Origin of the sequence: Streptomyces sp. NPDC006332, assembly GCF_040612855.1 — a bacterium.
In the GTDB taxonomy this organism is placed as follows: domain Bacteria; phylum Actinomycetota; class Actinomycetes; order Streptomycetales; family Streptomycetaceae; genus Streptomyces.
Window position 1 is genome coordinate 210,358 of the sequence record NZ_JBEXRA010000001.1, and the last position, 24,237, is coordinate 234,594.

Genomic DNA, 24,237 nt, shown 5'->3' on the forward strand with positions numbered 1-24,237 from the left:
CACTCGCGGTGATCCGCTGCCCGACAAGATCGACCGCGGCCGCATCTTGCTCGACGCGGCGAGTCCCTTGGCGCAGCACCTGTCGCAGCGCAGGCCCTGCGGTTGCGGCAGATCTGGCGTTACCGGCGGTCAGCAGGCCACTGGACCGACGGCGAGGACGAAGCAGTGTGCGCCGCGCTCCGACCGGCGGCGTCACAACCGTATCCGCCATGCGGTCACCTCCCACCAGCGATCATGGACGCATGGACGCGACGACCACCGCTCCCCGCGCCGAAGTGCTGCGGGACCGTTACCGCAGTCGGCTACCCGAGCGCCTGCAGGAGCTGATCGGCCCCACAGAGGGCACCATCGACCTGCCGCTGCACATCGCCTGGTCCGGGCGGACGGGCTACAGCCTGGACCGCCCGAAGTCCCGCATGACGCTCTACCGGACTGTCCTCGCCGAGGGCCTGCGCGAGGACCTGGCGGCCTTCCTGCACCCCCGGCTGCTGGCTGAGCAATGGCCTGTTCTGCGTCGTCTGATCAGCCCCTACATCCGTGAGGTCTGGGAGGACGCCTTCCCGGAGCTGCCCCGCACCGCTCCGGGCGACGCGACCGCCGCGTGAAGCTCACCCCGCTCCACGAGCGCCTTCTCGCGACATCCTGGACCTCGGCTCCCCCTGTCCTCTGGTCCTCACCGGCGGGTACGCCGTGCAGGCGCACGGACTGGTCGAACGCTTCAGCCGCGACCTCGATGTCGCGACCGAGAACCCCGCGCCGATGGCTGAGATCGTCGCGTCCCTCACCACAGGCCTCACCGCGCGCGGCCGGCGGACCACGCATGTCCGGACCGACCCGCTCGGCGGCCGGTTCCTTGTGACCGACCCGGACAGCGGCGAGGAGTGCGAGGTCGACGTTCTCAAGGAGGCGTTCTGGGCCCCGCCCGCCCAGACTCCCTACGGCCCCGTCCTCTCCCTCAATGGCCCGCGACAAGGACGGCTCGGTGGTCGTGTTCCCCGCTGCCCGCGTAGCGTCGACGCGCCCCAGGGTGACCTGAGGTCACGCGCTCACCGGTCGGCACTGCCGGGTGGGACGACCCATTCGGTGGGCTGGCCGGTGAGGGAGGCGATCATGTCGAAGTCCCCGTCGTAGTGGAGGACCGTTCGCTGGTTCAGTTCCGCTGTGGCGGCGATCAGCAGGTCGGGTAGGGACCGGGCGCGGTGGAAGCCCGCGTTGAGGGCATGGCGCTGGATCTCCAGAGCGCGGGTGAAGGCACGGTCGTCGGTTCCGAGGTAGTCGAAGGCGTGGAGCCAGGTGCTGATGCGTGTCCCTTCCGAGCTGTCCTGTGTGGAGTGGATCATGTCGAACTCGGTGGGGCGGCATACGGCGAGGAGACAGCGCTCGTGCAGAGGCTTGAGTACCTCCTTGATGCTCGGCTTCGTCCAGCGGGCGAGGGCGGACTTGTCGATCAGATATCGGTCCTGCATCAGGCGGCTCGGTCTCCCCCATGTTTGTGGGAACCGTCCGCGTTGCGGGGGCCGGTGTTCTCGACGATCTCGCTGAAGTCGAGCTCGCCGGCGTCCATGGCGTCGAAGCCCTCCTGTCGCAGGTGCCTCTTGACGGCGTCTTCCATGGCGAGGCGGACGGCCTTGGCCTTCGTTTTGGTCCCGAAGATGCGCATGGCCTCGGCGACCATGTCCTCGTCGAGGTCGATGACGGTTCTGGCCATGTGAACGATCCCTTCGGAGACGATTCCGACAGGGAAACGAAGTCTCCGTCGCGGAGGGGCGGCTGCGGCGTTCGTGGTGACCTGACGCGCCGGCGTTCTCCGCGGGTGGCGGCAGTCGCCTCCCCTTGCGTCGAGGGCGCTGCCTGGACGGCCTTGATGGTGGGTGGGTAGAGGGTGGCAGTGGTCGGTGAGGGCGGCGACGGGTGACAGGCCGCGTCCGCCGGGGCGGAGACAAGGGCCAGCCGAAAGCTACGACCGGGCAGGCCGCCGTGGAGTACGGCGTTCGCCGCGAGCTCCGCGACGACGATTGCGGCACGCTCTGTGAAGCCCTGGGGGCGTTTCAGGATTGAAGTTGGCTCATGGTGAGCAGCCGGGCGAGCCGCGCGCGGCGCCGCGTGGGGGAGAGCGGCTGCGTGAAGGTGTGTGTAGAAGTGGCGAGTTGGGGAGCGGGTTGGTTCATGGCGTCAGCGTGGCGTCCGCGGTGACCCGTTGCGAGCTCCGGACCGCGTACGCGGAGTCAGCGTACGAGCACAGTGAGTGGACAGTACGCATGCTCAGCCGTCACTCTGAGTGCCGAACGCGTGTGAGCCCGAGCGGCTGGAGAGAGGGGCGACGAATGGACATCGTCGAAGGGGAGGCGGCCACGGATGTGGGCGCTCGGACGGTTCCGGCGGGGGAGTGGGAGCGGGAACCCCAGCCGTCGGACAGTCTGCGTACGTTCGGTGCGGTCGTCCAGGCCTTACGGGAGCACGCGGGGCTCAGTCGGAGCGAGTTCGCCGACATCGTCCGTTACTCCAAGCACACCGTGGCGTCCGTGGAGTTGGGCCGCCGGATGCCGGACGAGGCGTTCGTCGAGCGTGCGGAGGGTGCGCTGGGCAACACCGGAGCGCTGCGCAGGGCCGCTCGCCATCTCACCCGGGGCGAGGCGGGACTCGCGGCATGGTTCCGGCGGTGGGCGAGGCTGGAGCGGGAGGCGGTGAGTCTGAACACGTACGAGTGTCGGCTGGTGCCGGGGTTGTTGCAGTCGGAGGCGTATGCGCGGGCGGTGTTCGAGGGCACGATTCCGTTGCGGACGGACGAGGATCTGGAGGCGCAGCTCGCCGCGCGGATGGACCGTCAGCGCATGATGCGGGAGCGGCCGAAGGTGCCGTTCAGCTTCATCGTGGAGGAGCATGTGTTTCGGCGGCGGTTCGGGGATGCGGGGGCGAGGCGTGAGCTGTTCGATCATGTGCTGGAGCGGAGCGCTCCGCGCAACGTGACGCTTCAAGTGGTTCCGCTGGATGCGGGGTTGCATACGTGCCTGGATGGGCCGGTGCGGATCTTGGAGACCCCTGCGGGCCAGCGGCTCGGCTACTCCGAAGGACAGGAGAATGGCCGGTTGATCGCGGACCGGAAAGAGGTGAGCCTGCTCTGCCAGCGCTATGAAACACTGCGCTCGCAGGCCCTGAGCCCCAACGAATCCCGGGCCCTGCTGGAGAGACTCCGAGGAGAGCTATGAGCGGCAGTGAGACGGAACTCGCCTGGTTCAAGTCCAGCTACAGCGGCAGCCAGGGCGACGACTGCGTGGAGATCGCGATCGCCGAACAGGCCGTCCACGTTAGGGACTCCAAGGATGTGAGCCGCCCGGCTTTCGCGATCGGCTGTGAGGGCTGGCAGTCGTTCGTGCGGTTCGTGGACCACGCCTGAACGGGGCGGTGGAAGACACGGTGGCGCTCTGGTCGGGCGCCACCGCAGCACTCACGTGACGTCGGCCTGGGGGTCGTCGTCCTCGTCGTCGGTCGCCAGTGCGGTCGGGAGCGGCAGTCCGTACTTCTCGCACAGGAAGCGGGTCTGGCAGTACCGCTGGGCGTCCTTGGCCACCCTGCCGAGAATCGTGGCATTCGTGGTGGCAGCGATGAAGGCGCCCACGAACGGTACGGCCTTGGCGACGCTTTGAACTGGCACCCTGGAGCCGGCCGGGCCCAGATGCTGCATCAACTTCTCAAGGCCGGACAGGAGGCGGTGGTCCTGGCGGAGCTTCTTCGACCACCTCACGCGTCCCTTGCTTGCGTATGCCGCCCGTGCGGTCTCATGCAACGGCTTGGTTTTGGCCGCCTGTTCCATGAAGGACCGGCGAACCAGGCGCTCAATAAAGATCTGCTCACGGGGGTCTTTGGCGTCGTAGCCGTAGGAATACGCGATGCGCGCCGCGATCGAGGTGCTCATGACCTGGACGACGAGGACGTCTGCTGTCATCGCGACGAGAGTCCCGGCGACGGGGATCGTAGCCAGCAGGCCCATGGCGCCACCCTCGGCCGCGCCGGCGGTGCGCCACTTGAGGGTGTTGTAGGTCAGCAGCCGGTCGCAGACTTTAAGGTCCTGCTGCCGCAGTTCGGTGAAACTGCTGAGTTCGAGACCTTGCTCGCGGGCGAGATTCTCGACGTTCTTCGGGTCGTTGAGCTTCATCGCCCAGTCGTTGGCCAGCTCGATCAGCGCTGTCGCGGCTCCGGCCGCCAGTTGCATGGCCGGGTCGGCGACTGCGCCGCCCGCGCGACGCATCGGTTCCGAGACCGCGTCCGGGACGGCGTCGACAACCCGTCTCGTGGCCTTCCCCGTGACCTCGCCGGTGCGACTGAGCGCAGTACTCGCCCAGTTCGGCAGACCACGGCGATTGTTGCGGCGCTGCCAGTGGTCGTTGAGCATGGCCCATACCTGCCGGTCGTACTCGCTCAACGCGGGTTCACCGTCGTGGAGGGGATCGGCGTCAGTGCTCACTGAGGTTCTCCGTTTCGACGGTGGTTGCCGGGTGGGGTGGTGCGGGGCTGGGTGGGGTGCGGGTTCGTGTGACTCCGTTGCTGAAGTGCGAGCCCGGACGGCGGCCGGGTCCGGGCTGTCAGGCCGGGTGCCTGGGGCCGTGGCCCGGGGGTGGGGTGAGGGGGGAGCGGTACGTGCCGGACTCGCCCTCGGTGAGCGGGGTTTCCAGGGTCAGGCCGGCGGTGGCCATGCGGTCGTATTCGGTGAGGACGAGGCGCTTGGTCCGGTACTCGCCGAACGCGGAGATCTCGTTGTTCTTCAGGCCGCCCGAGGCTGTCTGGAAGGACTCCAGGATGTAGTCGGTGTCCTCGCGGGAGATCCCGTAGAGGTGGAAGAAGTAGGCGTCCAGCTCGGCGCGCAGTTGGGCGCGGCGGTCGTCGTCCCACTGGAACGGGTTGCCCTCGTCGCCCAGGTCGCGGGCGAGTGGGGTCATGTCGTAGGCGGTGTAGACGAGTTCCCGGACGCGGGGGAGTAGGAACGGGAGATGGGGTTCGAGGGAGGTGGGGGTCGGGACGGGAAGCTGCTTCCAGACGAAGAGGCCCATGCTCAGGCCGCCGATCTTCTGGCGACTGATGAAGTCGAAGGGCAGGGAAGACTGAGCGGCAATCAGGGCGGCGACCAGTGAAGGTGCCACGCGGGGCATCATCAGAGGGAACTTGTGCCCGACGGCTGTGCGCGGGAGGAAGGCGGGGATGGCGGTGCGTTCGTTGGTCGAGGCGGTGACGTCGCACCAGCCGCAGAGCCAATCGCGGTCCCAGTGCTCGTCGGCGAGGCGCAGCTCGATGCCCTTGGCCTGGACGTCCTTGTTGTTACGGCGCGTGGCGATCTTCCCACCCTGCTGGATCCAGTTGAGCGGCAGGGCCAGGCGTGCCGGATCCTGCAGCTCTTCGGCGGGCAGGTACTTGGGCTGGTTCTGGCGGTTGACGGCGGTCAAGCTCTTCACGACGTCGGCAGCACGGTGGTTGAAGAAGTCCACCATCTTCGCTTCGTACAGCGGCAGCATCCGCTCCTCACCCCGCTCGAAGACGTTGCCCCGCAACTCCCACCCCTCGGCCTCAAGCCGTTCGCGGCTGCGGAAGAGGTCGGAGTCGTCGGTCATGTTGAAGAGGTTCTTGAAGGCCATGCGCCATGGGTTACCGTCCCGTCGTCCTTCGTTCCACAGCACCGGAATGCGCCGGTACACGCCAGCCGTGATGTCCGCGTCGCGCTGCGTGCGGAACACCGGGAGGGTGCCCGTGTTCGGGTTGATCCGGGCCAGGTCCTCCGGGTCCACGGCGAACACCCGGTTCGCGTCCTCCAGGTCCGTGATCTCGGACAGGAAGAAGCCGATGCGACTGGCGTCCGCGCGCGTGGCTCGGCCGGTGAGGGAGATCAGGCAGAACTTGTAGCGGGAGTCCACGCTCTCGAACCACTTACCACCCTGCGGCAACGCAGGCGATTTCGGACGACGGTTCTCGAAGTCGTACAGCGATGCCAGAACCCCCCGCTGGGTGAAGTCCGCGAACAGATACTGCGAGCCCGCACCCGTAGCGATCGCGGTCGGCAGGATCAGACCGAACCGTCCCTCCGGTGCGACCACGTTCGCCATCCGCTCGGCGAACAGCGTGTCCGTCTGGAGGGAGTTGACGCCCTTGACCGTCAACCCCTTGGCGCACAACGGGAATACGTCGGAGTTCCCCACGAAATGGAACGTCCCCTTGACCGCCCGCCGAGCTTCCCGATACCGCCGTCCAGCCTCGGGGTTCTCCCCCTCCCACTCCACGATCCGCGTACGCCGAGCCGTCCCGGAGATCTCCGCGATCTCGGGTGCGACCACGCTGAAGTACTTCTTGTCCTCGAAGTCGACCTTGTCCCACGGCGGATTCCCCACCACACAAGAGAACCCCCCAGCCCACCCCGTCCCCGAATCAACGGACCCCGCCCCCACCGACACGTCCCCGTCCTCCGGAACCGCGAAGACCTCGGGAAACTCCAAGTGCCAGTGGAAGAAGGCGTACTGGTCCCGCAACTTCACGATCTCGTCGTGCGTCGACTGCGGCGCCGCGTCCCCCTCCGGATCCTCCAGCCCCCGGAACACCTTGTGCGTGATGGCCGGCGGCGCCTCCTCGCTCTTCACCCACACGAACGCCGCACACCACGCGTCCGCCAGATGCAGGGCCCGCAGATACTCGGCCGAATTCGCCCAGTCCCGGTAGTCGGCCTCCTTGCGGCGGATGTCCTTGAGGTCACCGGCCGGAGCCGCCGTGATCCGGCGCAGCCCGCGCGCGAAGGAACCGTTGGCGACCTTCGTCTCCGTCTCGACCTCGAACAGGCCGCCCTGGCCCTCGCGTTCGAGGGCGTTACGGGAGAGGAGCTGCCGCGCCCACCCCTCGTCGTCACCCTCGGCCTTCTTGAACGCCTTGTCCGGGATCCCGTCCCGCATCAGGGCGGGCGTCGCCCCGATGAGGCCGTTGCCGTGCTTGATGTGGGCGTCCAGGAAGCCGAGCGGGCGGCCGGGCTCCATCGCCTCCAGCCACAGGGACACCTTGGCCAGTTCGACGGCCATGGGGTTGAGGTCCACGCCGTACACACAGCGCGCGACGACCTGGTGCAGGGCGTGGCGCACGGCCCCGTCCGTGGGCTCCGGGTTGCGCTCCCGCACCGCGGCCACCCGCTTGGCGATACGCCGGGCCGCCGCCACCAGGAAGTGCCCCGACCCGCACGCGGGGTCGCACACCGTGAGGGACAGGAGCTCCTCGACGATCGTGTCGGCGGGGTCGGGCCGCCCCTCAGCGCTCGCGCGCTGCTCCCCGCGCTTGACGGCGTCGTCGATCACCGGGTTCAGCGTGGAGTCCAGCAGGGTCTCGGTGAGCGGGGTCGGGGTGTAGTAACTGCCGGTCTTCTTACGGTCGTTGCCGATCCGGTCGACCAGTTCGAAGGTACGGTCGGCGGCGCTGTGCTTGGGCACCAGCTCCAGCAACGCCTCGTACACGGACCCCAGTTCCTCGGCGCCCATGCGCAGGTAGTCCACCGGACGCCAGCGCGCCGAACCGGCGTCCCGCACGCGGGCCAGGTGCTTGACGGCCTCGAAGAGGTGGCGGTTGGCTAGCCGCACGCCACGCAGGGGCTTGTCGGCAGGGGTGTCGTTGAAGAGGCCGCCGAGTCCCTTCAGACCCAGCTCGGGGCGGCCCTGCTCGGAGCCCAGCGCCTCGATCAGCAGCTCCAGGGCGCGGTACCGGTCGTCGTGCGCGGTGCCGAGGCGTCGTAGCGCATGACGGCGGAGGCGGGCCGTGGAGAAGTAGCGGGTGAAGCGGTCGACGGTCCGTTCGTCCGCGTCGGGGTCCAGCAGGGCGCCCCGGTCCTCGGCCACGAAGAGGAAGATCATGCGGTAGACGAGCCGCAACAGGGCCGTCTGGAAGGCGTGGACGTCCAGGTTGGCGCGGAGGTCGGTGTTGTCCGGGTGGCTCAGGAAGCCGGTGCCGAGGACGGTGAGGGCGGCCTGGACGCCGTCGCGGAAGTGGTCGAGGGCACGGCTGCCGGACTCTATGGCGACCGTCCGCCACTTCTCCAGCCAGCACCCCGAAGCCGGCGTCCCCTCCGTCACCGTGAACCGGGACGCGTGCAGCACGCAGTACAGCAGCACGAACTCGCTGAACAGCTCGCCGTCGAAGATGGCTTCCAGGTCGAAGTCGACGTAGGCGGCCGTCGCGAAGGACGAGGAGTCGCGCAGCAGACGTACGCGCCGGCCATTGGTGAGGACCGCCCACAGGTGGGCCTCGGTGCGGTTCAGGCAGTCCTGGATCATGGACTGCGGGGGGACCTGGCCCGCCGTGCGCTTGTCCAGGTCCTGGTTCCAGGGGATGAGGTGGACGAGGGCGGGGCCGTGGCGGTGGGAGACCGGGAAGTGCTTGTCGGGGTCGGTGTCGGCCGGGATGCCGTGCGGTCCCACCTCCGTCAGCGCGCCGAAGTCCAGCTTGCGGAAGAGCTGGGCGAGCCAGTCGGTGCCGGCGCGGCCGGTCGGGTCGGCGGCGGGGGCGCCGGTCTCGGGGTCGGCGGGCAGGGCGGCGCGCAGGTCTCGCCAGAGCGGCTTGAGGTACTCCCAGGCGCGCTCGGCCTCGTCGCGCACGGGTACCGAGGAGGGCAGGCCGTAGTCGGCGGGCTTGGTGCCCGGCAGGTTCCGCCCCTCGGGGATGCGCAGCAGCATGTCGGCGGGGAGGAGTCCGCCGACCGTGGTGACGGCGGTGAAGGCCAGGGCGGTGCGGGTGGCGGCGGACATCAGGCTTCGGCTCCGGACGCGGTAGAGGCGGGCTGCGGCAGGTAGACGTACACGCCGAGGACGTCGGCCGGCTCCTGGGGCACGACCTTCAGGCCGCGGACGATCTCCTCGTTCGCCTTGCGCACCCGTCGGTGCGAGGCGTCGAGTTCGGCGGCCAGACGGGTGCCGTACTCGGAGAGGTGCCCGGAGAGGTCCGGCAGACCGTCCAGATCGCGGCTGATCTGGTTGCGGGCCCGCTGCTCGTGGGTGTTGGCGCTGGCGCGGGCCGCGAGGAGCGCGGCGGCCGCGTCGTCGTCCAGCCAGCGGGCGCGGGAGGGCAGGCCCTCGTAGGCGAGCAGACGGGCGTCCTCGGCGACCAGTTGCTGGTCGCCGCTGCGGGACGGGAGCGTGAGGTGGAAGCGGTAGCGGACCAGCAGGAGCGTGGTGCGGATCGTCACCGCGTCCGTGGTGACCACACCGCAGCGGCGGGCCGGGCGCGGGCCGAGGGTGTTCGCGTCGAGCGCCGAGTCCAGGACGTACGAGGCCACAGCCCCGATCGCCGGGTCCGTGCGGACCAGGGCGGCCTCGCCGCGGGCGACCGCCGGAGTCGTACGGAACGGGATCTCGCGGTCCTCCTCGACGAGCCGGCCGCCGAGGGTGGCGGCGAGCGCGTCCCGCAGGCCCGCCGGGGTGCCGCCGACCTGCGCGGTGAAGTCACCGCCGCCGTCGCGTGGTTCACGGACCAGAGCATCCAGCTCGCGCAGCGCCTCCAGGGCGAAGTCGCGGACCTCGTCGGCGCCGCCGAGCGCGGCCCGTACGGCGGCGACCTCCCGGGCCACCTCCTCCGGGTGGATGGTGCGCTGGGCGTACTTGGACTGGGAGGTCTTCTCCCGCTCGGCGGCCGAGGTCCACTCGCGCTCGATACGCTCGAAGGACTCCTGGTGGCTGTCCAGCTCGAACAGGCTCTCCTGGCTGCCCTGCCGTCCGTGCAGCAGCAGCCACTCCACCACGGCGTCGGTGACACCGGAGGCGGTCTCGTCGGGTACGGAGACGGAGATGCCCAGGTCCTTCTTGATCTGCCGGTGCTTCGCGAACAGCACCTCCAGGACCTTGCCGTCGATACCGTTGTCCTCGCCGAACATGGTGATGACCCGGACCTCGTCGCGCTTCTGGCCGTACCGGTCGACGCGGCCCTCGCGCTGGTCGTGACGGGTCGGGTTCCAGGCCAGGTCGTAGTGGACGACGGCGTCGAAGTGGTGCTGGAGGTTGACGCCCTCCGACAGGCAGTCGGTGGCGATCAGCACGCGTCGGACGGCCGGGTCGCCCGCCTCCTCGGCCAAGGCGGCGCCGAGCTCCTCGATGCGCTCAAGGCGCTGCTGCGGGGAGAGTGTGCCGGTCACGGCGGCGATCTTCGTCTTCTTGCCGAGCTTGCCGTCGAGCTGCTGGGCGAGGTACTCCGCGGTGGGGATGTAGCGGCAGAAGACGATCGGGTGGTAGCCGTCGGCGATCAGCTTCTTCAGGTGGCCGGTGAGCGCCTTCAGCTTCGCGTCCTCGGCAGGGCCGACCAACCGCGCCGCCCGCTGCGCGAGTTCGAGCAGCCGGGCGCCCGCCTCCTCCGACTCGGCGGCACCCGGAGCGACGTCCACGCCCTCCAGCCGGTCGTTGTCGGCGGAGTCGGCCGCCACCTTGGCACCCAGCGCGTCCGCCTCCTGCGCGGTGCGGGCCGCGGCGGACTCGGAGCGGGTCTTCAGTGTCTGCGCCGCGGCCGCCGGCGAGGACACCATCGAGCGCAGCAGCGCGATCACCGACCACCAGGCGATACGGGCCTCCCGCTTGCCCTGCTCCCCGGCCGCCTCGACACGGTCCCGGGCATAGGCGATGGCGTCGTCGAGCAGCGCCCGATAGGCGGGGGTCAGCCGGTACGGCTCGTCCTTCGTCCAGCGGTCGGAGGGGAAGGCGGTCCGCTCGGCCAGGGAGTCGTCGGCGAGACCGTCCTCCTTGGTGAGATAGGTGCGGACGTCGGCGCGCTTACGGGCCACGAAGTACTCGGCGAGCCTCGCCCGCCCCGCCGGGGTCTCCAGGTTCACCGTCGCCAGGTCGGGCCGGACCAGACCGAGCAGGTTGCGGAACGCGGACTCCTTGCCGGAGTGCGGGGTCGCGGTCAGCAGCAACAGATGCCGGTCCTGGTCCGCGGAGATCCTGCGCAGCAGCTCGTAGCGGAGCTGGTGCGTGGAGGACGCGCCAGCCTGCGTGGCGTCGTCGGCGGCCACACAGGAGTGTGCCTCGTCGACGATCACCAGGTCCGGGCAGTGCCGTACGAAGTCCTCGCGGTGGCGGGTCGACTTGATGAAGTCCGTCGAGATGATCGTGAACGGGTGCCTGTCGAACAGGGACTGGCCCAGCTCCAGACCGCGCTCCAACCGCGACACCGTGGAGGCCAGGACCAGTTCGGCGTCGATCCCGAACTTCTCCCGCAGCTCCGACTGCCACTGCTCAGCGAGTGAAGGGGAGCAGAGCACGGCCAGCCTCGTCGCCTCGCCCTGCGCGAGCAGCTCCTTGACGATGAGGCCCGCCTCGACCGTCTTGCCGATGCCGACGTCGTCCGAGATCAGCAGCCGTACGGTGCGCTGCCGCAACGCCATCAGCAGCGGGACCAGTTGGTAGGCGCGGGGCTCCACGGCGATCGACGCCAGCGAGCGGAACGGGCCCGCGCCGGACCGGAACCCGACGCGCAGTGCCGTGCGCAGCAGACCGGCGGCACGCTGGTCACCCAGGTCGGCGGCGCTCGGCCTTGCGAACTCCGCGTGGCACACGTCCTCGAACGCGGGGAAGACGGCCGCGATGTCGTCCTCGCTCCCGCCCAGCGGGCGCAGCACCAGCATGTCGGCGGCGCTCTCGGGCAGCACCACCCATTCCCGGCCACGAGCGGCGACCAGCGAGCCGGCTGTGTACGTGAGGCTCATGAGATGTCTCGGCTCCTAGCGGTCAACGAAGGTGGAAATAGGTGGCGTTGTGGTCGGCGATGGCGTCCCAGTCCGCGTCCGTGGGGAATCGCAGAACGTCCCAGCCGGCCTCCTCCAAGCGGTAGCCGGCTTCGAGGTCACGGTCGGCACCGGGCGCGTGGCCGGGCACGTCGACGAACACGGCGAGGTCGGCGCCGTCCAGATGGAACACGAGGTCGGGGCAGGCGTCCGCCTCCGGGACGGGCACACGGACCGCGTCGGGGAGTCGGTGGCCCTTCGCCCTCAGCCACCCGAGCAGGTCGCCGTCCGCGACGAGCACCGCGAGATCGGCCTCTACGGGGGTCGGTGACGTGCTCGCGGGGGCGGAGGCAGGGGCGGGGACAGGGGCAGAGGTCTGCGGCCCGGAGGGCGCCGGGGCCAGCCTGCGGAACTGCTCGCTGCGGGACTCGCCGCGGCCCTCGCGCTCGGTGCGGGCCTCGGACAGCCGCAGCAGCAGCGGCTGGGCCGCGTGCCGGCTCAGCTGACGGTGGTGTGTCTGGTTGCCGTAGGTCAGCAGGCAGGCGTAGCAGCCGCGGGCGCACCTCTCGCCGTCCGCCGGGCCGCCCTCGTCCTCGCCGGTGTCCCGGTCGAAGTGGCAGATCTCCAGGGCGGTCTTCGCGGCCTCGGCGAGGGCGTCCCTCTCGTGCTGGATCCGGCGCAGCACACCGGCGCCGCCCTCCGCGGCCTCCGTGAACAGCATGCGGCGGCGCGGGCCGTCGTCCGGCGGCAGCAGTTCCGCGGTCAGCTCGGAGTCCTCCAGCTCGAACGCCGCCTCGATGCCCCGCTCCAGCGCGTACAGGAACGACAGCGCCACCGGCTCGGGCAGCGGCTCGTCCAAGGTGACGACGAGGATGTTCCGGCGGTCCTCCACGAACGGCAGGACCCGCTTCTTGCGGCGCTTCTCGTTGCCGTCATCGTCGACCACCGGCATGCCGGTGCCCTCGATGGCGTCGGCGGCGGCCCGGTCGTTGAGCCAGCGGCCGTCGCCCAGGTCCAGCCAGTAGCCGTCCGGCTCGTTCTCCTTGTCGCGGACCCGGCCGAGGTTGGTGATGCGGACGGTCGCCGAGTCGCCGTAGTCCAGGTCGAGGACCGGCACACCGTCGGCGTCGCCGACATGTGAGGTCAGACGGCCCTTGCGGGCGCCGTGGTCCTGGAAGGCGTACGAGGTCTCCAGACGGAAACCGGCCCGTCGGCGCTCCTCCTCGTCGGAGGAGATCCGCTCGCGCGGTGTCGTGTACACGGTGTGCAGTTGCAGCAGACCGGTGCGCTTGCCGCGTAGCTCCTCCCCGCACATGTCGCACCGGTCGAGGCCGGGCCTGACGACGAAGTGATAGCCGCAGCCGTCGCAGCGCCGGGCCTCCGCCGTGGCCAGCTCGCCCGAGGCGTCCGGTGGCAGCTGCACCCGGGTGACCTGGTAGCGGGCGCCCTCGTGGTAGATGAGCGCACCCGGACCGAACTCACGGATCGCGAGGAACCGGGGCCGCTGGAGATAGTCCCCGTCGGCGTTGCGGCGGTTGCCGGACCGCGGGATGTACGCGGCCAGCGGCAGCCGCGGGAAGCTGTAGCCGGGCAGGAACCCCTCGGACGCCAGATAACGGTACGGATTGAAGTCGCTCATCACCGACTTGTTGTCGGTGGAGCGGTTCAGCAGCAGGTTCGTCTGCGTCTCGGCCTCCCGGCGTCGGCTGCGCGCCCGGCTCTGCTCGCCCTGCGAGAGGGTGTGGTCGACGACCCGCTTGTTCTGCTCGTACTGGTCGATGACGGCCGCCCGGAACAGGTCGCGCCACCGGTCGAAGGCGGCGTCGAACTCAGCCGGGGCCCGCTCGATCCGGTCCTCGATCCACTCGTCGTACCACCACGTGGTCCCCTCGAAGTCCGCGATCAGCGGGGCGAGAACGGTACGCGCGGTGTCGGCCGCGCGTCGGCGGGCGGCCTCGTCGAGGGAGCGGTCGAGGAACTCCGAACGCAGCGGCAGCGGCATCAGCGGATCGGGGCGGTCGCCGGCCTCGGGGTCGTAGGCGACATCGACGACCTCCGGGATCGCGGTGCCGAGCCGCATGTCGGCCTCCGCGAGCCAGATGCCCTGGAGGTGGGAGCGGACCAGATCCTCGTTGGCGAGATCCAGGCGCGGCGGGGCCACCTGCCCCGACACCATGTCCTGGGAGCGGCGGAAGTAGTACTGGTCATGGCTGTTGCCCGTCGCGCAATACGTGGTCACCAGCGCGGGCTGACCGGAACGGCCCGCCCGGCCCGAACGCTGCGCGTAGTTCGCCGGGGTCGGCGGCACGTTGCGCATCAGCACGGCGTTGAGCGAGGAGATGTCCACGCCCAGCTCCATCGTCGGAGAGCAGTACAGCAGAGGCAGTTTGGCCTCCCGGAACAGCTCCTCACGCTCCAGCCGGTCCTCCGGAAGGACCTGGGCGGTGTGCTCCCGCGCGTACAGGCCGGCCAGCTCGGCGGCCGCGGTGCGGTACAGGTCGCGGAAGAACGGGTTGACGCGCGGGCCCTCGCCGCCTCGGTAAGTGCGCGCCAGCGGGTCGACCACGCCGCGCTCACCGGTTCCGGCCCGCCAGATCAGGTGGGCGGCCGACACCCGGTAACCGGTGCGCTTCTGCGCCGCCCGGCGCCGGTAGGCCGGGCCGGAGAGCTCGGGAGTCGCGTCCACCTCGCGCACCAGGTCGGCGTCGCGCAATACCTTGAGCAGGTCCTCGATGACGGACTGGACGTCGTCCAGGCTCATGGAGTTCTCGCGCAGCTCGGGCATGTTCCGCTGCAGGTACTTGCCGAACTTGCCGCGGGCCGACAGGAACAGCGCGGAACGTTCCATTCCCGGCCGGGACCCGTAGGGGTAGGCGGTCCCGACGGCCGGCCGGTCGCTCTCGCTCAGCACCCACGCCCCGGCCAGCCGCTCCTCGCTCGCCCGCTGAAGGACATCGAAGTCCTCGCGGAAGTACTGCACGTCGATGGCCAGCGCCCGCCGCATGAAGTCGAGCAGCGTACGGGTGATCTCCTCACGCAGGGCCGGGTCGGCACCCCGCAGCACGGCGTGCGCCGACCGCCAGCGCTCGTCGTTGGCGGCGAGCCAGCCCAGATCCTCGTAGTCGATCCGCAGCAGTCCCGTCTGCTCCAGGTTCGGCATCGTGATGCGCCAGCCGCGCTCCAGATCGCGGTAGAGGCGGTATCCCACGACCTCCCGGAAGGTCTTCACGGCCCTACGCTCCATGGCGGGCGTCAGGTCCGCGCCCGTCGTGTACTCGCGGGGCGCCAGGCCCATCACCCCGGTGACGGCCTCGGCGAGGTCGTCGTGGCTCAGCCCCTCCTCACCCGCCCGCACCGCGGCCTGGTACAGGGCGCCGCGCAACTGGGTCACCTGGGCGAAGTCGTTGAAGTGCCCGGCCTGGAGCGAGGCATCCTGCCGGTTGTCGACGAAGGTGAGCAGTTTGCGGGCCTCCCTGCCCAGGCTCTCCTCCGGCACCGCGCGCAGGGACTTCACGATCGACGCCGAGATCAGCGAGGTCGCCGAGGAACGCCCCTCCTGGTCCAGCGTGGCCAGCTTGGCGAAGTCCCGGCCACGGGTCTGCTCGTAGGAGACCTGGCAGTGCAGGCAGAACAGGAACGGCGCCGGGACGAACGCCGCGAGCAGCCCCTCGCCCGACTCGTTGCCGTGGGCGTCCACGACGACCCGCCTGGGAACCCGGGGCTTGTAGGACTTCTTGACGACCGTCACCCGCTGCGCGTCCTGCTCCAGCCACGACTCCGGCAACCGCCGGTCGTCCACGGCCTTCTGCGGATCGGCCGGCCACTCGTAGTCCTCCCCGGGCATGCCCAGGTACAGACAGCCCTCACCCTGGCGGCCCCCGGAGGCGGAGGTGTCCCGACGCGGCTCGTACCGGAAGGCGCCGCCGTCCTCGGTGCGCCAGACGGTCAGGTACTCCTGACCGCACTCACGGCAGAACGCCAGCGGGAACAGCGGCTTGCCGTCGCTGTCCGGCTGCTCCAGCTGGTAGGTGCGGGTGAGCGGCCTGGTGAGCGGATCCTCCAGCGTCGTGTAGACGGTGTCGCCCTTGGACAGGAACTGGTGCAGCCGGAACGCGAACAGCGGTCGCTCCGTCACCGGGTGCTTGGCCTGCGCCCCCGCCTCCAGCGTCGTACGGATCGCCTCACGCACACTCTCCTCGGGGACTTGGGACACGGCGGCCAGCTCCGCCGCCGCGGCCTCGACGGTGTCCGGGGCGCAGCGGCGCAGCCGCCCCGTGCCCTCCTCGGTCTCCAGACCGAACCGGGACTCCACCCACCGGGCCAGCGGGTCCTTCGTCAGCGCGTCGTACGAGCGGGGCGCCGCCGCCACCCGCAGCCGCTCGGCGGGTACGGTCTCGGGCGCCTCGTCGGTCGCCCGGACCAAGGTCTCGCCGATGACCCGCTTCGGCAGCACCGTCGTACCGAACAACCGGCCGGCGACCCTGGCCACCTCCCGCCGCTGGTTCTCCCAGGAGCCCTCGGTGGACATGGTCGCCGAGGTGCCGATGCACTGGAGGGTCCTCGAGGCGCGGCAGGCCTCACGCACACGGCGGATCAGGAGCGCCACGTCCGCGCCCTGACGGCCCCGGTAGGTGTGCAGCTCGTCGAAGACGAGGAACTGCAGCCCCTCGGCCATGCGGATCAGGCTGGTCCGGTCGTCCGGCCGGGTCAGCATCAGCTCCAGCATCACGTAGTTGGTCAGCAGGATGTCCGGAGGGTCCTTGCGCAGCTTCCGACGGTCCTCGACGGACTCCTGGCCGGTGTAACGGGCAAAGGTGACCGGCTCACGGCCCTTCCCGAAACCGTTCTGCAGATACTTCTCCAACTCGCCCAGCTGCGAATTGGCCAGCGCGTTCATCGGGTAGACGACGATGGCACGCACCCGGCCGCCCGCGTCCGGGCCCGCCGCCTGACGTTCCTTCAGCACCCGGTCCACGATGGGGACGATGTACGACAGCGACTTGCCGGAGCCGGTACCGGTCGTGAGCACATAGGAGTCACCCGCCTGCGCGGCCTCGATCGCCTGCCGCTGGTGGAGGTGGAAGGTGAGGGGGCGGCCGTCGGGGCGCGGCGAGGTCTTCTTCTTGCCGGCCTGGAAGATCTCCGCGCACCGCGGGTGCAGCACACCGTCCCGGACGAGGTCGGTGACCTGGCCGCCGTCGGCGAAGAACGGATTCAGCGACAGCCACGGGTCGGGCCACTGGGACTTCGCCGCCAGGTCGTCCGCGACGAAGCCGTCGATCCGGGCGTCCCGGATCACCGTCGCGCTCCTGGTGAAGCTCTCGTACTCGCCGATCAGGTCGGCGTGGATACCGAAGACGTCCATGGCCTCGGGCAGGCGGGGCTCCCTGCGCGGCACGGGTGCCGGCGCGGCCGGGGCGGGCTCGGGGAGCAGGGCGCGCAGCCGCGCCACCGGGTCCATCGCCTGCCAGTGCGGAGCGAGCAGGGCCGCCGTGTCGTCCGGCGCGAACGCGAGCGGGATCAACGCCTCACGGACCAACGCGGCGTTGTCAGGCCGCAGTTCGGCGTCCTTCTCCAGGAGGCGCTCCACCAGCCGGACCAGTTCGGCGGGCAGGTCCGGGCGCACCAGGGTCAGCCGGGGCGGGTTCTCGTGCTGATGCTGTTCGGAGAGTTCGTAGGGGGTTCTGGCGGAGAACGGCGGCCGACCTATCAGCAGTTCGTACAGGATGCAGCCGAGCGCGTAGAGGTCGGCGGACGCGGAGACCCGTTCGGCCCGGAACTGCTCGGGCGCCATGTAGCGAGCGGTACCGACGCTGACACCCGTACTGGTCAGGCGTGTCTGGTCGGGATCGTCGACGACCGAACCCATGCCGAAGTCGAGGACCTTGACGGTCCCGTCGCGGGTCAGCATCGCGTTGGCCGGCTTCAGATCGCGGTGGACGACCCCGGCGGTGTGCGCGGCGGTCAGACCGGAGGCGATCTGCGCTCCGACGGCGGCGGCCCAGGAGACCGGGAGCTGGGGTTCCTCGTCGATGAGGTCCGCGAGCGGGTGACCGTCGAGCAGTTCCATGGCCAGGTAGGGCAGGCCGGTACCGCCCGACGCCCCGTCCGCACCGCCGTCCGCACCGCCGTCCGCACCGCCGTCCACTCCGCCGTCGACGAGCAGGGTGAGGTTCGGGTGACCCTGGGAGAGCATGCGCATGATCCGCACTTCGCGGCGGAAGCGGTCGGTCTCCTTGCCCGAACCCGAGGCATCGACGGAGACTCCGGTGCGGCTGCGCAGCACGGTCTTCACGGCGACTTCGCGGTGCGGGGAGTCCGGGGCGGCCTGGAGATCCTCGGCGCGGTGCACCTCGCCCATGTTCCCGCGGCCCAGCATCCCCGTGATCCGGAAGCGTCCGCCGACCGTCCCCAGGCTCACTGGCCCTCCCCCGTCTCACCCGTCGTATACAAGGTGGGTACATCCCGTAGGGAGCGTATACCTTCACCTGTTGACAAGCATCACACCTTCACGTTGACACTGTCAACGGGCGATGTGTTCCCCATGCGCCGGCTGGGCCACCCTTGGCGCGCCCGGTGCAGCACAGCGATCAACGATCGAAGGCGTAGTCAAGAGACGAGGGAAGTCGGCGGGCCCACGGGCGCGCGGCGGGCTGCAGCGGGGCGGTCAGGCCGGGTCACCAGGAGCGGGGGGCCGGGCCGCTCGCGCCGGGGACGTTCTGCGACGGCCCCGTGCCTCCCTTCCGACAGGTCAGCCGGACGACCGACCGGGCCGCCCTGGCACACCGCGCGAGGGATGATGGGGGATGGAACAACGGACATGAGGTCAGGAGCTTCCATGGCGAAGCGGGTTCACCGACCCCGTGAGGACGCGGAGTTCAATTTCATCCTCGGGATGAGCGGAGTTCCGGTCCTCGCATACTTCACCGGGACATGGCCCAAGGCAATCGAGCCCTGCCGGGTGATGGACCTCGTCGTGGGTGGCATCGCCGACGACTACACGGGCCGCCTGACGGCCGTCCGCGCCGACATCACGCGTTGTCCGGCCGCAACCGAGCGATACGGGATCACCGAAGCCCCGTCCTACGTCCTGCTGAAGGAGGGAGAGGCGGTGGCGCACGGCACGGGGCCTATGACCATCGCCGAGGTACGGAAGTTCCTGGACGGCCACCTCTGAGCGGCCGCTGCGGCACGTGGCCGCGACGCCCGTCACGTCTCGTCTGCGGGAGCGGCGCCGCCTGAGACCCCTTGGGGCTGAGCGATGCGCGTGATGCGGCCCCACAAAGGGTCCAACAGGTCGGTCAGCGCGGGCAGTTCACTCAGCAGATCCCGGGAGCGGGGCCACCAGGCGCCATCCAGGAGTCCACGGGAGGCGCCGTCCGTCTTCAGGGCGAGACGCGCGGCCGGGGTTGCGACGGGTTCGAGGTGCGGCAGGGTCGGGTGCAAGGTCGCCGACATGATGCGGACCCGTCTCCGGGCCGCCTCTGCGGCGGCCCGGGTTCATCTCTCGCCGAGAACGACCCGGCGTGGAAGCCGGTGCGCGAAATGCCCTCGGTACTGTCGACACTACTCCGCGCTCGACCGCGACGCGGAGTAGTGACCGCCTAGAGGTGGAGCAGTCTCTGGGTGATCTCCCGGTACTGCCTCAGCGCATGGCGAAGTTCGTCGGACTGCGCGTCGGATTGCTGGTCCTGCCGGCCGGCGCGCAGGAGACGCCGTCGTTCCGCGAGGGCGTTCACGAGCTGTGCGGTGGCTTCGTCGTAGGCGCTCTCGGCCTCTTCCAGCGCCTCGAGCGGGGTGTCGGCGAAGGTGTTGAGGGCGTGCCGGAGGCGCTGGACGATCTTGTCCTGTTCGTCCGACGGGAGCAGCGGCTCCGGGCTCGGGCTGCGGCGTCCGGCCGCGGCCGGAGTCTGGCCGGCGGATTGCCGGGCGCGTGTCTGGTCGTACATCATCGGGGGCCACTTCCGTTCCGCCTGAAGGCGTCCTTGGTCTTCTCCACGGCCTGTTTCAGGCTCCCGGAGACGCGGTCGTTCCTGCCTCGGCGTTGCCGTCGCCTGTTGCGAGTGACCCGGCCGAGCTCGGACGGCGCGGCTCTGTCGCGAGACACGCTTGACCCCCGCCCGGGCCCACGAGATCAACATCGAGGTTTCTTCACAGCTTCTCGCGCCTGTCCGTCCGCCCCGGCTGCCATGAGCGGTTCCGCGGCCTCCTCGGTCGTATTCGGTGGCACGACCAGCAGATCCCAGCGCCCCTGGCCGGGTGTGAGAAGGACGATGGTGTGCGCGGCAGATGCCGTGAGGGTCCTGTGCAGCCTTACGACCTGGTTGGCGACCAGCATCCGGCCGGGCACCGCGGACCAGGTCGCCCCGTTGACCGTGACGCTGGTGATATGGCCCCACGCGCGCGGCAACCCGGCGAGCAGTTGGGGGAGTTCGGTCAGCAGGTCGTACGAACGAGGCCACCACGCTCCATCGATGGGGCGTGGCATGCCGCCGCGCGGTGCCAGGCGCAGGCGCAGGAGGGGATGGGAGGGAAGCGGGGGTTGTAGTGCGGTGGTCATGAGATCTCCTGCCAACTGCCGTACATGGAGAATGGTTGATGTCCGGCGCGGCGGGTGGCGACGCGGGCCGGACTCGGCCGACGGAGTCCGCGTGGTGGTGGTTGTGCCCGCTCTCGCCGAACCAGAGCAGAGCGAGGGCGAGGAGGCACAGCGCCGGGACGAGGGACGTCCCTTTCGTAGCCCTGGGGCAGCGGGACGGTGTCCGACGGTGTGACCGTCGTGGACGTGGTCGGACTGAGCGGCATACGTGACTCCTCGGCCTGGATGCGGATGGCGCGGCCGGGCTCACGGGCTGCCCCGTGCTGTGACGCGGGCCGACGCACCGGACGTTGACCGGCTGCACGGCTGAGGGCCATGCCGCTCCGCGAATCCGGCACGACGCCCAGGAAGCGGCGCTGGATGATGAATGACCAGACCCGGTCCCACAGCCGGCGGACCAGCCCTGCGGCGCCACAGGACGCGCGCCCCAGATCCGGCACCCCTATTTCCGTCGGACGAGCGGGACAAGATCGGTCAGTGTCTCGGAGCTTTACGGACGAGCCGGATTCGAACTGCTCCGCGAGGTGCCCGCCGCGCGGCGGCTCGGGACAGCGGCCGGAGGACGGCTGAACACCGGATGCCTGCAGGCTATGGCCGCGACGCCGCCCGGGTCTCCTCGTGGGCGTGCGGGTACGTTGCGGTGCGGTGCTGGAAGGCGAGCACCTTGGGGTTTTGGACGACGCCCTCGCGGATCTCGATGGCGTGGCGGATCGTGTCGTCGGTGTCCCAGCCGTCGGGCCCTTGGAGCACGACGTCCAGATAGGGCAGGAGGGCCTCGCTGTTCTCCCAGGTCGCGGAGTTCCACAGGTAGGAGGGGCTGTGGTCCACCCCGTAGTACCGGACGTGGTCGCCGACGGTGAACATCGGGTCGGTGAAGGTGGTGGGCCGGGCCCAGTCGAAGCCCATGCCCTCGTCGCAGGAGACGTCGATGACCAGGGTGCCGGGGGCCAGCTTGGGCAGGTCCTCGTCTATCAGGAACATCAGCGGCGCGTCGGTGTCCTGCAGTACGCAGTTGACGATGATGTCGTGCCCGGCGAGGAACTCGGCCAGTGGCAGCGGGCCGTCCTCGGTGAGGGCGACACTGCGTCGCGGGTCGAGGGTGTCGTCGGCCTTGTCGTGGTCGAAGTGGACGATCCGCGCGGAGTGGATGGGGGAGCTGACGGCGGTGACGCCACGTGCGGTGAGCACGTCGACGTCGTGCACGCCCAGGGCGCTGAGCGCGGTCACCGCCCCGCGGGCGGTCGCGCCGAAGCCGATGACAACCGCGCGCTGCCTCCGCCCGTAGTCGCCTGTCGCGCCGGTCAGTTGCATGGCGTGCAGGACCGAGGAGTACCCGGCCAGCTCGTTGTTCTTGTGGAAGACGTGCAGGTTGAAGGCGCCGCTGCGGGTCCAGTGGTTCATCGCTTCGAAGGCGATCAGGGTCAGCCGTCGGTCGATGGCGGTCTGGGTGAGCCTTTCGTCCTGGACGCAGTGCGGCCAGCCCCACAGGACCTGGCCCTCGCGCAGTTCCGCCAGGTCTTCGTTCAGTGGTTTGGCCAGCAGGATGACATCGCAGTCGGCGATGAGTTCCTCGCGCGTGCGAAAGCCCGCGACGAGCGGGGCGAGCCGGCTGTCCGGGACGCCGAAATGCTCTCCGTAGTTTTCCTGGAGGTAGATGCGCTTGCGGAGACCGGCGTCGATGCGGTCGAAATGAGCGGGGTGAACGGGCAGACGATGCTCGTTTTCCTTGCGGGTCTGCGACATGATTCCGAGCGTGAGCTGCTGCAAAATGCCCCTTTGGTTACTCCCTGTCTAGCACACCGGGGCAAGTCGGCAGCCGGTCGCGACGGGTGGGGCCCGGGCAGGCGCACGGGCGGGAGCCGGGTCCGGGCGACATACGCGTGGCCCTGTTCGCTTCCAGGCGGCGGCGTCTCTGCGGCGATCGAGTCGCCCGGTGCTGGTCAGCTCCGTCGGGTGCGGCCTCGGTCGACGCTCGCGCGGGCCTGAAAGCGCCACGGCCCGACGACAAACAGCAATCCCCGTGAGAACGCGTGCCGGAGGACGTCCGGCACCATGCAGATGAGAGGGCCGATTGGGCCGTCCCGCTGTTCTCCCCATCCCGCCAAGCCCTCCGACGAATACGACGTCACCGACATACCCAACGTCGCCCCCGCCGGCAGCCCGACAACGTCGAGAAGAACCGTCGAGGCCGCGGGCACGCTCGGCGACCTGGCCGCGGCCAAGGCCGTCACCGTCTCCCAGCTGGCCCCTGGCCTGGCTGCTCACCCGGGGTGAGCACGTCGTACCGATCCCCGGCGCCCGCAGCGCCCAGCGCGGGCGGCATCCTCGTATCAAATGTCCCGGAAGATCTCGATCTGCGCCCCCACCGAGTTCAGCCGCTCGGCCAGATCCTCGTACCCGCGGTTGATGACGTACACGTTCCGCAGTACCGACGTGCCCTCCGCCGCCATCATCGCGAGCAGTACGACCACGGCGGGGCGCAGGGCCGGCGGGCACATCATCTCGGCGGCCCGCCAGCGGGTCGGGCCCTCCACCAACACCCGGTGCGGGTCGAGGAGTTGGAGGCGTCCGCCGAGGCGGTTGAGGTCGGTGAGGTAGATCGCGCGGTTGTCGTAGACCCAGTCGTGGATCAGGGTCTTGCCCGAGGCCATGGCCGCGATGGCCGCGAAGAACGGGACGTTGTCGATGTTCAGGCCGGGGAACGGCATCGGGTGGATCTTGTCGATCGGCGCCTCCAGCTTGGAGGGCCGGACGGTGAGGTCCACCAGCCGGGTGCGGCCGTTGTCGGCGGGGTACTCCGGCGTGCGGTCGTGGTCGAGGCCCATCTCCTCCAGGACCGCCAGCTCGATCTCCAGGAACTCGATCGGCACCCGGCGGACCGTCAGCTCCGACGCGGTGACGACGGCGGCGGCCAGCAGGCTCATCGCCTCGACCGGGTCCTCGGAGGGGGAGTAGTCGACGTCCACGTCGATGGTGGGAACGCCGTGCACGGTGAGCGTGGTGGTGCCGATGCCCTCGACCTTGACGCCGAGCGCCTCCAGGAAGAAGCACAGGTCCTGGACCATGTAGTTGGAGGACGCGTTGCGGATGACGGTGACGCCGTCGTGCCGCGCGGCGGCCAGCAGCGCGTTCTCGGTGACCGTGTCCCCGCGCTCGGTCAGCACGATCGGCCGGTCCGGACGCACGGCACGGTCGACGACCGCGTGGTACTGCCCTTCCGTGGCCGCGATGTCCAGCCCGAACCGCCTGAGCGCGATCATGTGCGGCTCGATGGTGCGGGTACCGAGGTCGCAGCCGCCGGCGTACGGCAGCTTGAAGTGGTTCATGCGGTGCAGCAGCGGACCGAGGAACATGATGATGGACCGCGTCCGTACGGCGGCCTCGGCGTCGATCGCCGCGATGTCCAGCTCGGCCGGCGGCACCAGCTCCAGGTCGACGCCGTCGTTGATCCAGCGGGTGCGTACGCCGATGGAGTTGAGCACCTCCAGCAGGCGGTACACCTCCTCGATGCGGGCCACCCGGCGCAGCACCGTGCGCCCCCGGTTCAGCAGGGAGGCGCACAGCAGTGCCACACACGCGTTCTTGCTCGTCTTCACGTCGATGGCGCCGGACAGCCGACGACCGCCGACCACCCGAAGATGCATCGGGCCCGCATAGCCCAGAGAGACGATTTCGCTGTCCAGTGCTTCACCGATTCGGGCGATCATCTCAAGGCTGATGTTTTGATTGCCGCGCTCGATGCGATTGACGGCGCTCTGGCTGGTGCCGAGCGCCTCGGCAAGCTGTGCCTGTGTCCAGCCCCGGTGCTGTCGGGCGTCACGGATGAGCCTGCCGATACGTACGAGGTAGTCGTCTGCCATGAGGCTGAGGTTATCTCAGATATGAGATGGCGCCTCCTGGGGAGGTCCGTTCGGGTGATGGA

Annotated in this window: 15 protein-coding genes and 2 pseudogenes; 6 read left to right on the top strand and 11 right to left on the bottom strand. The window is 69.9% G+C overall.

Going from position 1 to position 24,237, the window contains the following annotated elements:
* The first annotated feature begins 242 nt into the window (after nucleotides 1-242).
* A complete protein-coding gene (locus ABZ027_RS00885; RefSeq protein ID WP_356762933.1) occupies nucleotides 243-605 on the top strand; it encodes a hypothetical protein in 363 nt (120 codons plus the stop codon).
* A pseudogene (locus ABZ027_RS00890) lies at nucleotides 602-960 on the top strand (nucleotidyl transferase AbiEii/AbiGii toxin family protein); the annotation flags it as partial. The gene ABZ027_RS00885 and the pseudogene ABZ027_RS00890, both read left to right, overlap by 4 nt.
* An 86-nt stretch (nucleotides 961-1,046) precedes the next feature.
* On the opposite strand, the gene ABZ027_RS00895 reads toward ABZ027_RS00890, so the two are convergent.
* The gene (locus tag ABZ027_RS00895; protein WP_356762935.1) at nucleotides 1,047-1,466 is read right to left on the bottom strand and encodes a PIN domain nuclease; all 420 of its coding nucleotides are present in this window, start codon (nucleotides 1,464-1,466) and stop codon (nucleotides 1,047-1,049) included.
* Nucleotides 1,466-1,708: a type II toxin-antitoxin system VapB family antitoxin gene (locus ABZ027_RS00900; RefSeq protein WP_356762937.1), complete on the bottom strand. Its 243-nt coding sequence runs from the start codon at nucleotides 1,706-1,708 to the stop codon at nucleotides 1,466-1,468. The genes ABZ027_RS00895 and ABZ027_RS00900 overlap by 1 nt, the downstream gene beginning before the upstream one ends.
* 616 nt (nucleotides 1,709-2,324) lie before the next feature.
* On the opposite strand from ABZ027_RS00900, the gene ABZ027_RS00905 reads away from it, so the two are divergent.
* Nucleotides 2,325-3,206 (top strand): helix-turn-helix transcriptional regulator, encoded by an 882-nt coding sequence (locus tag ABZ027_RS00905; RefSeq protein ID WP_356762938.1) that lies wholly within the window; start codon nucleotides 2,325-2,327, stop codon nucleotides 3,204-3,206.
* Entirely contained in the window at nucleotides 3,203-3,394 is a 192-nt protein-coding gene (locus tag ABZ027_RS00910; RefSeq protein ID WP_356762940.1) for a DUF397 domain-containing protein, read from the top strand. Before ABZ027_RS00905 ends, ABZ027_RS00910 begins: the two co-directional genes overlap by 4 nt.
* Before the next feature lie 51 nt (nucleotides 3,395-3,445).
* Here ABZ027_RS00910 and ABZ027_RS00915 read toward each other — a convergent pair whose 3' ends face one another.
* The 4 genes from ABZ027_RS00915 to ABZ027_RS00930 form a co-directional block, all read right to left on the bottom strand.
* A complete protein-coding gene (locus ABZ027_RS00915) occupies nucleotides 3,446-4,420 on the bottom strand; it encodes an EcsC family protein (RefSeq protein ID WP_356762942.1) in 975 nt (324 codons plus the stop codon).
* Between the two features lie 160 nt (nucleotides 4,421-4,580).
* A complete protein-coding gene (locus ABZ027_RS00920; RefSeq protein WP_356762944.1) occupies nucleotides 4,581-8,756 on the bottom strand; it encodes a DNA methyltransferase in 4,176 nt (1,391 codons plus the stop codon).
* Nucleotides 8,756-11,698 carry a DEAD/DEAH box helicase gene (locus ABZ027_RS00925; protein ID WP_356762946.1) on the bottom strand — a complete coding sequence of 981 codons (2,943 nt, stop codon included), beginning with the start codon at nucleotides 11,696-11,698 and terminating at the stop codon, nucleotides 8,756-8,758. The genes ABZ027_RS00920 and ABZ027_RS00925 overlap by 1 nt, the downstream gene beginning before the upstream one ends.
* 22 nt (nucleotides 11,699-11,720) lie before the next feature.
* Nucleotides 11,721-18,137, bottom strand: coding sequence for a protein kinase (locus ABZ027_RS00930; RefSeq protein ID WP_356762948.1), 6,417 nt, complete (start codon nucleotides 18,135-18,137; stop codon nucleotides 11,721-11,723).
* Nucleotides 18,138-18,554: 417 nt separating this feature from the next.
* Here ABZ027_RS00930 and ABZ027_RS00935 point away from each other — a divergent pair, with 417 nt between their 5' ends.
* Complete coding sequence (locus ABZ027_RS00935) at nucleotides 18,555-18,893, top strand: thioredoxin domain-containing protein (protein WP_356762950.1); 339 nt, start codon at nucleotides 18,555-18,557, stop codon at nucleotides 18,891-18,893.
* Between the two features lie 83 nt (nucleotides 18,894-18,976).
* On the opposite strand, the pseudogene ABZ027_RS00940 reads toward ABZ027_RS00935, so the two are convergent.
* The 4 genes and pseudogenes from ABZ027_RS00940 to ABZ027_RS00955 form a co-directional block, all read right to left on the bottom strand.
* A pseudogene (locus tag ABZ027_RS00940) lies at nucleotides 18,977-19,263 on the bottom strand (DUF5994 family protein); the annotation flags it as partial.
* 57 nt (nucleotides 19,264-19,320) lie between these two features.
* Nucleotides 19,321-19,668 (bottom strand): hypothetical protein, encoded by a 348-nt coding sequence (locus tag ABZ027_RS00945; protein WP_356762951.1) that lies wholly within the window; start codon nucleotides 19,666-19,668, stop codon nucleotides 19,321-19,323.
* Between the two features lie 182 nt (nucleotides 19,669-19,850).
* Nucleotides 19,851-20,276 (bottom strand): DUF5994 family protein, encoded by a 426-nt coding sequence (locus ABZ027_RS00950; protein ID WP_356762953.1) that lies wholly within the window; start codon nucleotides 20,274-20,276, stop codon nucleotides 19,851-19,853.
* Between the two features lie 627 nt (nucleotides 20,277-20,903).
* Complete coding sequence (locus tag ABZ027_RS00955) at nucleotides 20,904-22,082, bottom strand: N(5)-(carboxyethyl)ornithine synthase (protein ID WP_356762955.1); 1,179 nt, start codon at nucleotides 22,080-22,082, stop codon at nucleotides 20,904-20,906.
* Nucleotides 22,083-22,373: 291 nt separating this feature from the next.
* Between ABZ027_RS00955 and ABZ027_RS00960 the strand changes: the two genes are divergently transcribed.
* Nucleotides 22,374-22,589 (top strand): hypothetical protein, encoded by a 216-nt coding sequence (locus ABZ027_RS00960; protein ID WP_356762957.1) that lies wholly within the window; start codon nucleotides 22,374-22,376, stop codon nucleotides 22,587-22,589.
* Between the two features lie 56 nt (nucleotides 22,590-22,645).
* On the opposite strand, the gene ABZ027_RS00965 is transcribed toward ABZ027_RS00960, so the two are convergent.
* Nucleotides 22,646-24,175, bottom strand: a complete 1,530-nt coding sequence (locus ABZ027_RS00965; RefSeq protein ID WP_356762959.1) for a UDP-N-acetylglucosamine 1-carboxyvinyltransferase — start codon at nucleotides 24,173-24,175, stop codon at nucleotides 22,646-22,648.
* Nucleotides 24,176-24,237: the final 62 nt, after the last annotated feature.

Coding starts and splice junctions, on each gene's coding strand:
- ABZ027_RS00885 (WP_356762933.1), top strand. CDS start 243: ATGGACGCGACGACCACCGCTCCCCGCGCCGAAGTGCTGCGGGACCGT.
- ABZ027_RS00895 (WP_356762935.1), bottom strand. CDS start 1,466: ATGCAGGACCGATATCTGATCGACAAGTCCGCCCTCGCCCGCTGGACG.
- ABZ027_RS00900 (WP_356762937.1), bottom strand. CDS start 1,708: ATGGCCAGAACCGTCATCGACCTCGACGAGGACATGGTCGCCGAGGCC.
- ABZ027_RS00905 (WP_356762938.1), top strand. CDS start 2,325: ATGGACATCGTCGAAGGGGAGGCGGCCACGGATGTGGGCGCTCGGACG.
- ABZ027_RS00910 (WP_356762940.1), top strand. CDS start 3,203: ATGAGCGGCAGTGAGACGGAACTCGCCTGGTTCAAGTCCAGCTACAGC.
- ABZ027_RS00920 (WP_356762944.1), bottom strand. CDS start 8,756: ATGTCCGCCGCCACCCGCACCGCCCTGGCCTTCACCGCCGTCACCACG.
- ABZ027_RS00925 (WP_356762946.1), bottom strand. CDS start 11,698: ATGAGCCTCACGTACACAGCCGGCTCGCTGGTCGCCGCTCGTGGCCGG.
- ABZ027_RS00935 (WP_356762950.1), top strand. CDS start 18,555: ATGGCGAAGCGGGTTCACCGACCCCGTGAGGACGCGGAGTTCAATTTC.
- ABZ027_RS00945 (WP_356762951.1), bottom strand. CDS start 19,668: ATGATGTACGACCAGACACGCGCCCGGCAATCCGCCGGCCAGACTCCG.
- ABZ027_RS00950 (WP_356762953.1), bottom strand. CDS start 20,276: ATGACCACCGCACTACAACCCCCGCTTCCCTCCCATCCCCTCCTGCGC.
- ABZ027_RS00960 (WP_356762957.1), top strand. CDS start 22,374: ATGAGAGGGCCGATTGGGCCGTCCCGCTGTTCTCCCCATCCCGCCAAG.
- ABZ027_RS00965 (WP_356762959.1), bottom strand. CDS start 24,175: ATGGCAGACGACTACCTCGTACGTATCGGCAGGCTCATCCGTGACGCC.